Genomic DNA, 12534 nt, shown 5'->3' on the forward strand with positions numbered 1-12534 from the left:
TATATGTGGCGTTGCTGGCTTTGGGTAGTGCCGTTGCCGTGGCTGAGGCTGGAAAGGAAGTTGCAGAGGTCTTATGGAAATTACAGAGCTGGATAAGAAAATAGTGCGTGCCATGCAGGATGAGCTGCCGCTGGTGGCGGAGCCATTCAAGCTGATTGCAGAGGAGATTGACAGCACGGAGGAAGAAGTGCTGTCAAGGCTCCGCCTGATGCAGGAGACTGGTGCCCTCAGAAAGATGGGGGCGGTGCTGCGGCATCGGGAGGTGGGCTTTGCAGCCAATGCCCTCTGTGTCTGGGTAGTGCCTGATGAGCGCATGGACGAGGTGGCTGATATTATGTGCCGCCACATGGCAGTAACTCATTGCTATGACCGCAACGTGACTCCTGACTGGCCATATAATTTCTATACCATGATTCACGGCTCCAGCCGTGAGGACTGTGAGGCCGTTGCAGAGCAGCTGGCACAGGAAACCGGCGTCACACAGCGGACAATGCTGTACACCGGCAAAGAATGGAAAAAAACCAGCATGTCGTATTTCGTGTGAAAATACGGCATGCTGGTTGGTGGTTGTTTTAGGTGTTGTAAATTCATTGCTGTGGCGATATAATTGCATTGTAAAGAGGCAGTTGATGTTTCGCTTGTCAGTTATCTCAAGAAATGTTTGGTTAAGCCGACCACAGCAAATGGTCGGCTTGCAGTTTCTATCGGAAAGTATTATAGCACATACGTTGAGGAGTATCTAGTGATGGGTACTCTTTTTTCGTGCAAAAGAGGTGAAATAAAAATAGCAGCATAAAAACGGAAATTTCGTTGTAATAAAACTAATAATATGATATTATATGAATATAGTTTTATAATAACGTAATGTCAGTTTTTATGGGGGTATTTATGAAATTATTAAGGATAAGGGCAGAGGGACTTCCTTTGCACAAAAATCCATTTGATGTTTCTTTTTATGCTCTGCAAAGGGTTCAGAAAAACCACATGGAAGCATTATCGCATCTTTTCGGAAACGTTTATATCAATACAGCAGAAGCATTTATCGGCATCAACGCTTCTGGAAAAACAACAGCCTTGCGAGTCGTATCATTTGCAAGTATGCTTTTATGCGCCACTCCGATGAATGCGGGTTTTGTACCAAAAATTATTAGCGATGACAGTGAAGTGGTATTTGATATTGATTTTTATGCCAGCAATAAAATATATCATCTCCAGAGCAAGATAGTAAAAACAGAGCTACCTGATGGAACCAATGGCATCAGAATTATTTCTGAAAAATTGTGGGGGAAAAATGTCAACAGCAAAGTTAATAAAAGTAATTTCCTGGCTTACGATGAGTCGAAACCCATACGGGTCCGTGACAATTCAGACGAATATCTTTCAGATGATGTAAGCATTGTTATAGCCATAAAAAAGCAAATCCAAGAAAAAGACTTATTTGTGGATTTGTCCGTGCTTACGGATTTTAATCTCTTTACACCTGATGATAGCTATGCCTCAGCGGAAATCATATCAGTGTTGGATCCTACAATAGAGTACATAAAAGTTGAAAAAAATCAAAACAAAAAAACAATGATTAAGTTAAAATTCCAAGGACAACCTGAATTGGTACTGCTAAATCTAGGCGAACTGCCACAATATCTTTCATCTGGCACAGTAAAAGGATTAAGGGTATTTACTGATGCCGCCAGAGTCCTGAAACAAGGTGGATATTTATTTATTGACGAGATAGAAAATCACTTTAATAAGGAGTTAGTAGTGTCACTGCTCAGGTTATTCATGAGCAGGAAAACCAATCCTAAAGGTGCGGTTATTATATTCACGACTCATTATTCTGAGCTGCTTGATGATATGGTAAGGAATGATGCCATATTTATTACAAGAAATAATGATGGATTGTCTGTAGCAAATCTCAATTCCCTGTTAAAAAGGAACGATATGAAAAAGAGCGAGGTATACCAAAGCAATTTCCTCGGTGGGACAGCACCTAAGTATCAGGCGTTATTGGCACTTAAAAACGGCATTATTGCAGCACAGGAGATGTAAATGGAAGTAAACATTTCAAATTCAAGTATAATTGCGTGCATCTGCGAAGGTGGTGCTGAAACTGCTATCATAAACTTGCTGCTGGACAATGATATGTTGATATTCAGCAGAAATCAACTACTGGAAGAAGAAGTTTTACCTCGCACACCTGTCAAAGATTTTGAAAAGCGTTACCTGAGACGTGAATATGATGGCAAGATAACCATTCTCCGCATAATAGATTCACGGTCGGAAAAATTCAATTTGAGCAAAGCATACAGATGCCAGGTGGATATAATAAATGTGATTACTGCTCCGGAGATTGAAATTTTGGTCATTGTCAGCAAAGGGAAATATGACGATTATTGCAGGTCAAGCATTAAGAAACCAAGTGATTATTGTAAAAGTGAACTAAAAATAAAGAATGTGAAGTCACCAAATTTCATTTCAAAATATTTCTCTGAACCAAGCTTCCTCGTGGATAGCATAAAGGAATATCATCGCGTTCATAAACAAAAGAAGGATGAAGCATCAATTTATGACTTGCTAAAAAATAAGCAGTGATGCAGATTTAAAACTAGCAGCACATCTATAATCGGTGTGCTGCTTGACACATAGCAGTATATCGCGTATACACAGTATGTCTAATTTCAATATCTGTATGTCCATTCCAAAGCTGTCCTGCTGGACGGCTTTTTGTTTTAGCAATCGTCAAGAATAGGTAATGTTCAATTCCTTGCACAGGGCATTTTGCATTAATTTAGAGAAATTAATATTGTGCTCCCTTGCCAGTTTTTTACATATGCATGAACAGAGCGATTTCCAAAAAGATTCGTCTTAACAATGCGATGAGTTACCCTGTATTTTCCAAATTTTACCTCAACATGAAAGTTGCAAGTTCCATTTTTGTTTTTACAGGTGTCCACATGGCATATCCGATGCACAATGTCAAGCTTATGTATTCGTATATACAACTTATGTCACTGGATGCCTGTTTTGATAATATAACATTGAATTTATTGAAGGCCATGGCTGCTCCTAAAGTTTTCAAAAAAACATCTGCTGGAACAGTGTTTCCATGCTATATATCTTCAGACCTTTTCAATAGACGATTGTAAGCCTTGTGCAGACATAATATCCGCGTTAATACTGGATGGTGCTTTGGGCAGTGCCAAGTCAAAAGGAATGGCTCTATGTAGGGCGATCTGCTTCAGATATATGTTTTTGGCAGAGGTCATGGACAATCCCAGTTCGGATAGCACAGCGTCTGCTTTGCACTTTATTTCCTGGTTGACATGTAGATTTAGTGTGGCAGTTTTTTCCATGAAAGCTCTCCTCTCGAAATAGTATTATGAATTTGCCTCCGTGGTGGTATAATTTCGGCACAGAGAGGTAGCTGATGTTGCAGTTGTCAGCTTCCTCAAAAAATGTTTAGTTAAGTCGATACACCAATGTCTCTTATAGGGGATTATAGCACATATGTTAAAGAGTATCTAGCAATGGGTACTCTTTTTTCGTGTAAAAGTATGGAATCAGCTAGGTATTTTCACCACTAATGTCATAGGATAGGTTTTGACAGGAATATTCAAGACAATAAGGTTTTTACTATAATACATATAAAAAATATATGAAAACAAATTGACAAAAGAGGGGGGATGTGATAACATCTAATCATATTAAACAAATATGTTATTAAGGAGCGATTAAATATGAGTAACAAACTGTGGTCAATCTTAGGAGAATTGCAATCTGATGAATATGAGTGGGTAGATTTGAGCCATTCTTTGAATAATAGCAGTCCATATTGGGGCGGTATTCCTGAAGGTGCTGTAGAATTAGGGACTACAGTGTTTGATTGGGGCAATCCGATGCTGGAGTGCCTTATTCAGACATTCAAGGTTCCGGGACAGTTCGGTACTCATATTGATTTTCCGGGGCATTTCATCAAAGGTGCAGATTTATCCGAGAAATATGGTGTGAAGAATTTCATCTATCCGCTGGTAGTGATAGATATATCGGAGAAGGTCAAGGCTGATGTGCACTATGCAGTGACAGTTGATGATATAAAGGCCTATGAAGCGGAGCATGGCAACATTCCAGATGGTGCTTTTGTGGCACTCTATACCGGCTGGGCGAAGAACTGGCCGGATATGGATGCACTTTCCGGCGCGGCCGAGGATGGTAGCGAACATGCACCTGGCTGGTCTTTAGAGGCCTTGAAGTACATCTACGAAACTAGAAATGCAGCTGCCAATGGGCATGAAACCCTTGATACGGATGCCAGCGCAGTAGCTGCGGAAGCAGGGGATTTAGTTTGCGAGAGATATGTGCTCTCCAAGGGAAAGCTGCAAATCGAGGTGCTGAATAATCTTGACAGGATTGCACCGGCAGGGGCATTGCTCTTTGCAGCCTGGCCTAACATAGAGGGGGCAACTGGGCTGCCTGTGAGGGTGTTAGCGATTACCCCGAAAAAGTAATAAGTGCTGGTAAAATATTGTTTTCAAAAGGCTCATTGTTAGTGATGAGCCTTTTTGGGATGCTAGTAGTTTTTTATATTGGTAGCATGTTGTATGTTCAAAATGACAGAACAAATTCTTGTAAGTGTATATTTCCTGTGAAACAATGTACCTTGTTTGTCATGGATTCAGTGCGGAGAGATATTTTTTAACGAAAACTTTGGTGTATTAATATTAAGTACAGATATTTTTTTATATTTAAGACCAACAGGATAGAGTATTTTTACAAAAGGACATATAGTGTCCTTAAAGAAATATATTATAAGATATGTAAAATAAAAGCAGGAAATTTATAACATTTGTAGAATAGTATTGATGAGGTGGTTTTATGGGCAATACAACGTTTTTCAATGGTGGGATAGGAGATAATAACAGGAAAAGGCGTGGTTTGGTGAAAGGCAATACAACGTTTTTCAATGGTGGCGTTGGTGATGAGTCTGCTGATATTGGACAGTCTATGGGAGCTTCTGCGGGGAACACGAGTGCAACACGTTATATTGTGGAAGATGTAGATAGATTTGTTACTCCTAGAGGTCATGGCTTTGCTGCCGAAAAAATGAATGACTTGTATGATAAAGCACATGGGCATGATGCTAAAGTAGTAGGCGGTGATAATGCTAAAAATGGTGCAGATAGAATCGTAGATGGCATAGAAATTCAAACTAAATATTGCAAAACAGGTAGCAAGTGTGTTGGTGAATGTTTTGAGAACGGCAAATTTAGATATATAAATTCAGATGGGAAGCCAATGCAAGTTGAAGTTCCCTCTGATAAGTATGATGATGCAGTTCGTGCGATGGAGGAACGCATTAAAAGGGGAGAGGTTCCCGGGGTAACAGATCCAAGTGAAGCAAAAAACATTATTCGCAAGGGAAATTTTACCTATGAACAAGCAAGGAATGTAGCAAGGTTTGGTACTGTTGAGTCTATTACGTTTGATGCTGTGCAGGGCTCAATAGTGGCTGCATATTCTTTTGGAATAAGCACTGCTATGAATTTTGCTGTTGCAGTATGGAATGGAAAGCCTTTTGATGAAGCCATAAAAGATTCAGCAGCCGCTGGTTTGAAAGTAGGTGGTACGGCATTTGTAACTACCGTGCTTGCATCTCAAATGCAGAGAACAGCACTAAATTCCTTGCTGCGTGGTACAACAGACCAAGTAGTTAGAGTTATGGGTCCAAAAGCATCTGCTTTGTTAGCAAATGCTTTTAGGAGCGGTGCGCCTATTTCTGGTGCAGCTGCCATGCAAAGTGCTTCTAAATTGCTGAGGGGAAATGTAGTTACAGGTGCAATTACAGTTGCAGTTTTGTCCAGTTTTGATGTTGCCAACATGTTTAGGGGAAGAATATCTGGAAAGCAGTTGTTCAAGAATGTTGGAAAAACTGCAGCTGCTGTTGCAGGAGGCACAGGTGGTTGGATGGCAGGAGCTGCTGCTGGGGCTGCCGCCGGTTCATTTATTCCTGGCGTAGGGAACGTTGTAGGAGGTATTGTTGGTGGATTGCTAGGAAGCTTTGCAGGTGGTTCTGCCGCTGGTGCAGCATCTTCAGCTGTATTGGATGAAATGATAGAGGATGATGCCGTTGAGATGCAAGAAATATTAGAAAAAGAATTTCAGAAGTTAGCAGAAGATTATTTGGTTACTCAATCTGAAGGAGAGAAGATATGTGATCGGTTATCTGGTATCGTTGATGGTGATTTCTTAAAGGATATGTATGCAAGCAGTTCTCATGGTGGTTTTGCAAAAAGAAAACTTGAACCATTGTTTGAGGATATAGCAAAGAATAGAAAGAGAATAACCCTTCCGTCGGATGAGCAAATGGTACAAGGATTGAGAGCAATATTGGATGATGTTGCTGATGGTGAGGATAGTATTGGTGTGTCTGTTAGCTCCAGGAAATGTCCAAGATGTGGAGAACCCATTGTGGGAAAGGGAATTTTTTGTGCGAGTTGTGGTATGAAGCTGTGATAAATATATAGATAGGAGGATTTTTATGTTTGGTGATAATGATTTTTTGAGAATGTTTGGTGGCATGAACAGTGAGGAATCTGCTAGGGAAGTATTGGTTGAACCTAAGACGGAGGATGAAATAGAGAAATTTATTATAGAAAATACTTGGTTTACACGAAAAGTATATCAGTTAGGACGTGGAGTTACATTAGATGGTATTATCAACGTAATAACGAGTAAAAAATACTCTGATGTTTCAGAAGTAGATAACAGCAGTAAAAAATATAAAGAATTTATGTTTTATAATATAAAAGCTAGTTGTAATCACTATGGTGAAATAATATCGCTTAAAGTTGTTGGGGATTTTGTTGTCATTCAAAATGGAATAGATTATATTAATCCACCTAAACCGATATATAAAAACCATAATACAGATTATGAGGCATGCAGAAAGGTTAGAGAGGATAACAAAATTCTGCATTATTTTCTCTTTAAGGATATTGATGAGTATGTAGAAAAAATGAACAAATCATTTGATGCAAAGATTTGTCCTCATTGTGGAGAAGAAATTGTAGGTAAAGGCAAATTCTGTGCAAATTGTGGTGCTACTTTGTGATCTAGGACTATAAATTTGTTTTTTGTGTTCATATGGGCAGGTATTGGGGGGGGACAAGTATATTTTATGCGGGTTGGATTATTTGGTATAAAATATGCTTACCCTCATGGACTGATGGCATACATGTTTTTATCATTGATATGATTTAATGGTTGTTTGGCTAATAGAATACAGCAACTAGGGATATTGCGTATTGATGTTATAAATTGCATTATGAATGGAGAAATTATAGAGGATTATCCCACAGATTATCCTCATCCAAGTTGTTTGATATTTGGACATGACACGCTGAATAATAGGGGGGTCATGTTGTGGCTGGATATGATGGCGATAATGTGCTTATTATAACAGCTTATTATCCCAGTGCTGAAAAGTTTTTAGATGATTTAAAAACGAAGAGGTAGTTTTTATGTGTATGTTTTGCCATTGCCAGGAAACAAAATATGGTACTACCACCCATGTGGTTACATTTGATAACTGTGTTATTGTGGTGAAAAATGTGCCTGGCCTTGAATGCGTTCAGTGTGGGGAGACATTTTTTGCGGATGATGTTATGGAGAAATTGGATAAGATTGTCATACAGGCTCGGCAGGCATTGAGTGAGGTTGTAATCACAGATTATAGGAATATGAAAGTTGCTTAGGCAAATATAGTAAAGAAAAGCCCTGCTATATGGCAGGGTTTTTTAGTGAAATTAGCAATCATAATGACCGCGGCATGAGAGTATTTCAAGGGTATCATGCTGGATGCGATAAACAAGCCTATTGACATCATCAATGCGGCGGCTCCAAAATCCACTCAGATTTCCTTTCAATGGTTCAGGCTTTCCTATGCCTGAGAACGGATTGCGTTCAGCATCTTTTATGAGAGCATTGATGCGTTTTAAAGTTTTTTTGTCTTGGATTTGCCAATAGAGGTAATCTTCCCACGCCTCATCAAACCAAATTTTTTGCATCCTTACACCTCAATCAGGTCATGTTTCTGACCTTTTCCGGCATTAAGTGCCTCTATGCCGCGTTGCAGATGAGCCATATTTGTATCAGAATAAAATGGGTCTGAGGCGGTGAGTGGGAATGGAAGGGAGCGGGTGCGTACAATAGCTTTTAGGAGCATTGTATATGCAGTGGATAAGGTAAAGCCCATATCCGCGCAAAGGGCTTCTGCCTGGCGCTTTAATTCTGGATTTACGCGCATGGTAATAGTATCTGCTTTCATGGTATCAACTCCTAGTGTTATATTTTGTTTATATTATAGCACAAAGTAAATACAAAGTAAATACAGATACAAGGACACTTGGCAAATAAAACAGGGCTGCCGCCTGATGAAGCATCATCAAGAGCGGAAGCCCTGCTTTGTTTTTGCTGTACAGTTTCTTGTACAGCTTCTTATATAGTTTTTGGCACAGCTTCCTATACAGCTTCCTGGCAGGCCATTTTGTTTAAAATCTGCCGCTGACCATGAAATGCAGCCTGGTCTTGCTGACCTGTTCAGCTACAAAGTCCCTTTGCAGGGGAACGCCCAGCGTCAGGCTGGCAGTGCAGTTTTTGCCGATGTTGCAGCGGATGCCGCAACCGATGCTTGCCAGGACATGGTGCTGGTCATCGCTCTGATACTTGCCGTAGACATGGCCATAATCAAAGAAGGTGAACGCATTGACGTCCCTATTATACACCGGCACTACATATTCCGCGCTGAAGGTAAAGCCGCTGTCACCGCCCAGGAAATTCTCCTTGTAGCCACGCACGCTGTACATGCCGCCCATGTAAAACTGCTTGGAGCCCACCATGCCATGGGTGCTGCTCCACTGAGCATCGGCTCTCAGGTTCCACATCTGGCCTGCCTGATAAAGCTTTTGGTACAGGGCGTTGAACTTGTAGAAGCCAAAGTTTTGCGTCCTTTCGTCAAACAGCGCCGGTGTGCTTTCGCTATGGCCGCTTATATAGCTGTGCTTCTGGTAGAGCACATGGCTTTTGCCGTAGCTGGTCATGGCAATGCCCAGAGACACATCCTGAACCGTGTCATCGACCATATTGCCCCTAAAGCCATACAGCCAGTCAGACTTGGAGTTTTGGCGGTTGTAATCAAGGCTCAGCTCGATGCGATTGCTCTCATCCACCAGGAGCGGCTGGGTAAAGCCAATGGAATAGAAATTGGCATGTCCCTTGATCATATCCGAGTAATAGCCCTCCGTCACCTTCACGGCGTTGGTGCTATAGAGCAAATTCAGTTTGGTGCCGCCAGGGCCAAGGCTGCGGCTATAGTAAGCACTGGCGGCCTCCGTGCCCTCGCTCAGCACAGTGCCGAGGCTAAAGGAATCGCAGTTGCCCGACAGGCTCTTTGTATTGAAGAAAAGACCTGTACGATACTCACCGCTGGCATAGTTGCCTGCACTATCCTCAAAGATAGTCCAGGTATCGCGCTGGGGCTCGTAGGCAACAATCTCATAGTCCGTAGTGCCCGGCTTCGTACCTGCCTTCATCATAATGCGCAGCTGGGTGGAATTGGTGGCATTAAAAAGCAGCAAATCCTTGTTCAGCTGCTTGATATTGGCAATCTCGTCCTCCTGCAGATGCAGCCTGTTCCTGATGAAGGCATCCTTGGTGTACTTATTGCCGCTGATGGTGGCCGCGCCTGTCCTGCCCTCAATCAGCAGCAGCTTCACCGTGCCATCCTTGATGGTCTGCGGCGGCAAAAAAGCCCGGCAGGTCGCATAACCCTTGTCATTATAGAGTTTGTTGATTTTTTCGATAATTTCATAAATGTCATTCAGCTGAACGCTGTGCCCTTCATAGGGAGCTGTGATTTCAGCCAGCTCTGCCTCGGTCAGAACGGAAGATGGTTCAAACACAATCTTCTTCAGCTCAAAGCTGATAGTCTCTCCCTTCTGCTCCTGAGCCTTTTGCTGATCTTCCACCTTGTTTTCGGCAGCAGCCCTGTCCTCGGCAATCTGTTTCCTGACACGCTCACGCTCCATTTCATCACGCATACGGTTCATCTGGATGCCTGCATCATTCTTGACAGGATTCGGTATATTGGGTTCAGCGGCCAGGGCAGTGCTGCCGGTCAGCAGGCAGCTGGCAGTCAGCAAGCTGACAAAATGTTTTTTATGTATTTTCATCATACACCTCTGTATATATCTGCGGATATTATATTATTCTTCCTCGTCTTCAATGCTCAGGCCGTTCTCATCCTGCTTCACTACTTTTTTGTCATCCTGAGGCAGGGGAGAAACATCACTGGCGGGACGTTCTGGCATTTCGATTGATGCCACAGGAGTAGCAGACATATTGAACGTATTACCAAATACCGCTGTAGAAGTGTTCTGAGGCTGATAGTTCAACAGCTGAGCACTCATATTCACCGGGTCTACACTGTCATTGTCAATAATAGGCTTCTTGTCACCGCTGCCATCAACAGGCTTCTTGTCACCGCTGCCATCAGCAGGCTTCTTGTCACCGCTGCCATCAACAGGCTTCTTGTCACCTCTGCTATCAGTGACATTGTTATCGGAAGTTATAGACAGATTCTTGCCAGCGTCAACGACTGTATTGCTACCGCTGAGGGTTACACCCTCAATGCCATTTATAGACAGGGTGTCATCAGCATATACTTTGCCGCCTGTTATGTCTACGGTATTGTCAGCAGTCAGATGAATGTTGCCGCTTCTCCCATCGCTATTACCTGCATTGGCAACTATTTCGCCATTTTTGCCGGTTTCTGCATTGTTGTTGACAGTAATGCCTTTTGCGGCATTTATTTCTACATTTCCGCCAGTAGCAGAAATAGTACCGCTGTTTATGACAACATCATTCTCGCTGGCATTGATATTTACATCGCCGCCGGTAGCGGAAATACTGCCGCCGTCTACGATAATTTTATCCTTGTCAGCATTGATTTCTACATTGCCACCCTTGGCAGAAATAGTACCTGTAATCTTCAGCTCATCTGCTGCATCGCCCTCAGATTCATCCTGCGTATCAGTCAGCTTTACGCTACCAGCTGTGGCGGCAATCTTATGAGTACCGAAATCTAAGGCAGGGGAGGTAATCTCTATACTGCCTGACTGAATATCCTTGCTGATGTTTACTGCCTTGCCATTCATGGACAGGGTATTATAGGCGGATAATTCGCCGCCTGTTATGTTCACGGTATCGCCAGCAGTCAGCTGTATGTCGCCATTTGCAGAGGAAACAGTGCCGCTGTTTATGACAACATCATTCTTGCTGGCAGTGATATTTACATCGCCGCCGGTAGCGGAAATACTGCCGCCATCTACGATAATTTTATCCTTGTCAGCATTGATTTCTACATTGCCAGCAGTGGCAGAAAGAGTACCGTTAATATTCAGCTCACCTGCTGCACGGCCCTCAGATTCAGCCTGCTTATCAGTCGGATTTGCGCCACCAGCGATCAATATGATATTAGAGCCGGATATTGTTGCAGTCTTCGTGCTAGGCACAGGGGTACCTGTGTCTTCATTTTTTTTAATTTTAAAATATTCTCTTTCATTCGGATTATCATCATATCCTGGACCTTGAGTTGTAGGGTCGTCCTGCCGGGCCCTCTCAGTCTGATAGCCGATGGCGATATTCCGTCCAGCATTGAGGATTACATCGTCTGTTGATTCAATAGTTGCTCCATCTATATAAATGTCATCAAGGTGGGCAGTGATATTAATATTGCCACGCTCCTTTTTGTCACTTATACCGGCATCTGCCTTGATAGTACCTTCAAGAACTAAAGAAGTAAAGTCAATGTAAGATTTATCACCCTGAATTATTAAATTAGCTTGACCAGTAGACAGATCGATATTGCCATTTGTTACTATGATTTTACCACTATCACAATTGTGGACAGAGCCCTTAATGGACTTAATATCCAAATACGATACGCCCTGAATTATACCCCTGTTGATAAGTTGATCACTAGCATTGAGGGTAACCTGACGGCCAGCATCCATTGTACTATCATTAACAATATTGTATGATGATGTCAACCATATATTGCCGCTACCAGAACTCGCATTCACCTCACCATCAGAGCCAATGATAGGATCCTCATCGCCAGTAGCTTTGAGCGTGCCAGTATTGTAAATGCCACTAGGCTGTCCGCTACCGGTAACGTTCATATACTCAAGATTATAATCTACTTGCACATTACCATTGGCTTGGATCTTAGCAGCAAATGGCTCAGCTGGATCAGTGTTACCCGGAATAGCGTCTATAATACAGTCAGGAACACCGTTTGCAGGAACAACTGGAGCAATTTCAACATAGGAATCATCAAGTTCATTCTTATAGAGTGGTCCTATGTCAAGATTTAGTACAACATAAAATGAGAAATTTTAATTATTTTCAGCTTACCAATAGTGATTCTCTAGCAACGCTCGCATTGTAAAGTTTTTCGAAGTCATCTGGCGAAAGATATCC

The 12534-nt window shown here is 42.1% G+C and carries 13 protein-coding genes; 8 read left to right on the forward strand and 5 right to left on the reverse strand.

Going from position 1 to position 12534, the window contains the following annotated elements; all coding sequences use genetic code 11:
- Window positions 1-73 precede the first annotated feature (73 nt).
- From ahbB to FYJ84_RS11935, 3 genes are all read left to right on the forward strand, one after another.
- Window positions 74-544, forward strand: a complete 471-nt coding sequence (gene ahbB, locus FYJ84_RS11925; RefSeq protein ID WP_154407831.1) for a siroheme decarboxylase subunit beta — start codon at window positions 74-76, stop codon at window positions 542-544.
- A 344-nt stretch (window positions 545-888) separates the two neighbouring features.
- Window positions 889-2046: an AAA family ATPase gene (locus tag FYJ84_RS11930; protein ID WP_205764238.1), complete on the forward strand. Its 1158-nt coding sequence runs from the start codon at window positions 889-891 to the stop codon at window positions 2044-2046.
- Window positions 2047-2589 (forward strand): hypothetical protein, encoded by a 543-nt coding sequence (locus FYJ84_RS11935; protein WP_154407833.1) that lies wholly within the window; start codon window positions 2047-2049, stop codon window positions 2587-2589.
- 527 nt (window positions 2590-3116) lie between these two features.
- Here FYJ84_RS11935 and FYJ84_RS11940 read toward each other — a convergent pair.
- Window positions 3117-3350, reverse strand: coding sequence for a type II toxin-antitoxin system RelB/DinJ family antitoxin (locus FYJ84_RS11940; RefSeq protein ID WP_154407834.1), 234 nt, complete (start codon window positions 3348-3350; stop codon window positions 3117-3119).
- A 384-nt stretch (window positions 3351-3734) separates the two neighbouring features.
- Between FYJ84_RS11940 and FYJ84_RS11945 the strand changes: the two genes are divergently transcribed.
- The 5 genes from FYJ84_RS11945 (at window position 3735) to FYJ84_RS11965 (ending at window position 7748) form a co-directional block, all read left to right on the forward strand.
- Entirely contained in the window at window positions 3735-4502 is a 768-nt protein-coding gene (locus FYJ84_RS11945) for a cyclase family protein (protein ID WP_154407835.1), read from the forward strand.
- Between the two features lie 367 nt (window positions 4503-4869).
- Complete coding sequence (locus FYJ84_RS11950; RefSeq protein ID WP_205764239.1) at window positions 4870-6507, forward strand: zinc ribbon domain-containing protein; 1638 nt, start codon at window positions 4870-4872, stop codon at window positions 6505-6507.
- Window positions 6508-6532: 25 nt separating this feature from the next.
- Window positions 6533-7105, forward strand: coding sequence for a zinc ribbon domain-containing protein (locus FYJ84_RS11955; RefSeq protein WP_154407836.1), 573 nt, complete (start codon window positions 6533-6535; stop codon window positions 7103-7105).
- Between the two features lie 156 nt (window positions 7106-7261).
- On the forward strand, window positions 7262-7453 hold the full coding sequence (locus FYJ84_RS15085; protein ID WP_205764240.1) for a DUF4258 domain-containing protein: 192 nt from the start codon (window positions 7262-7264) through the stop codon (window positions 7451-7453).
- Window positions 7454-7514: 61 nt separating this feature from the next.
- Entirely contained in the window at window positions 7515-7748 is a 234-nt protein-coding gene (locus tag FYJ84_RS11965) for a type II toxin-antitoxin system MqsA family antitoxin (RefSeq protein ID WP_154407837.1), read from the forward strand.
- A 51-nt stretch (window positions 7749-7799) separates the two neighbouring features.
- On the opposite strand, the gene FYJ84_RS11970 is transcribed toward FYJ84_RS11965, so the two are convergent.
- The 4 genes from FYJ84_RS11970 to FYJ84_RS11985 all read right to left on the reverse strand — a co-directional run bounded on the left by FYJ84_RS11970 (window position 7800) and on the right by FYJ84_RS11985 (window position 12233).
- The gene (locus FYJ84_RS11970) at window positions 7800-8060 is read right to left on the reverse strand and encodes a Txe/YoeB family addiction module toxin (protein WP_154407838.1); all 261 of its coding nucleotides are present in this window, start codon (window positions 8058-8060) and stop codon (window positions 7800-7802) included.
- 2 nt (window positions 8061-8062) lie between these two features.
- On the reverse strand, window positions 8063-8320 hold the full coding sequence (locus FYJ84_RS11975; protein WP_154407839.1) for a type II toxin-antitoxin system RelB/DinJ family antitoxin: 258 nt from the start codon (window positions 8318-8320) through the stop codon (window positions 8063-8065).
- 223 nt (window positions 8321-8543) lie between these two features.
- Window positions 8544-10223, reverse strand: a complete 1680-nt coding sequence (locus tag FYJ84_RS11980; protein WP_205764241.1) for a ShlB/FhaC/HecB family hemolysin secretion/activation protein — start codon at window positions 10221-10223, stop codon at window positions 8544-8546.
- 33 nt (window positions 10224-10256) lie between these two features.
- Window positions 10257-12233 (reverse strand): autotransporter outer membrane beta-barrel domain-containing protein, encoded by a 1977-nt coding sequence (locus FYJ84_RS11985; protein ID WP_154407841.1) that lies wholly within the window; start codon window positions 12231-12233, stop codon window positions 10257-10259.
- Window positions 12234-12534: the final 301 nt, after the last annotated feature.

Source organism: Anaerovibrio slackiae (genome assembly GCF_009695585.1).
Lineage (GTDB): Bacteria > Bacillota > Negativicutes > Selenomonadales > Selenomonadaceae > Anaerovibrio > Anaerovibrio slackiae.

Coding starts and splice junctions, on each gene's coding strand:
- FYJ84_RS11950 (WP_205764239.1), top strand. CDS start 4,870: ATGGGCAATACAACGTTTTTCAATGGTGGGATAGGAGATAATAACAGG.
- FYJ84_RS11965 (WP_154407837.1), top strand. CDS start 7,515: ATGTGTATGTTTTGCCATTGCCAGGAAACAAAATATGGTACTACCACC.
- FYJ84_RS11930 (WP_205764238.1), top strand. CDS start 889: ATGAAATTATTAAGGATAAGGGCAGAGGGACTTCCTTTGCACAAAAAT.
- FYJ84_RS11985 (WP_154407841.1), bottom strand. CDS start 12,233: ATGAACGTTACCGGTAGCGGACAGCCTAGTGGCATTTACAATACTGGC.
- FYJ84_RS11955 (WP_154407836.1), top strand. CDS start 6,533: ATGTTTGGTGATAATGATTTTTTGAGAATGTTTGGTGGCATGAACAGT.
- FYJ84_RS11945 (WP_154407835.1), top strand. CDS start 3,735: ATGAGTAACAAACTGTGGTCAATCTTAGGAGAATTGCAATCTGATGAA.
- ahbB (WP_154407831.1), top strand. CDS start 74: ATGGAAATTACAGAGCTGGATAAGAAAATAGTGCGTGCCATGCAGGAT.
- FYJ84_RS11970 (WP_154407838.1), bottom strand. CDS start 8,060: ATGCAAAAAATTTGGTTTGATGAGGCGTGGGAAGATTACCTCTATTGG.
- FYJ84_RS11980 (WP_205764241.1), bottom strand. CDS start 10,223: ATGAAAATACATAAAAAACATTTTGTCAGCTTGCTGACTGCCAGCTGC.
- FYJ84_RS11975 (WP_154407839.1), bottom strand. CDS start 8,320: ATGAAAGCAGATACTATTACCATGCGCGTAAATCCAGAATTAAAGCGC.
- FYJ84_RS11940 (WP_154407834.1), bottom strand. CDS start 3,350: ATGGAAAAAACTGCCACACTAAATCTACATGTCAACCAGGAAATAAAG.
- FYJ84_RS11935 (WP_154407833.1), top strand. CDS start 2,047: ATGGAAGTAAACATTTCAAATTCAAGTATAATTGCGTGCATCTGCGAA.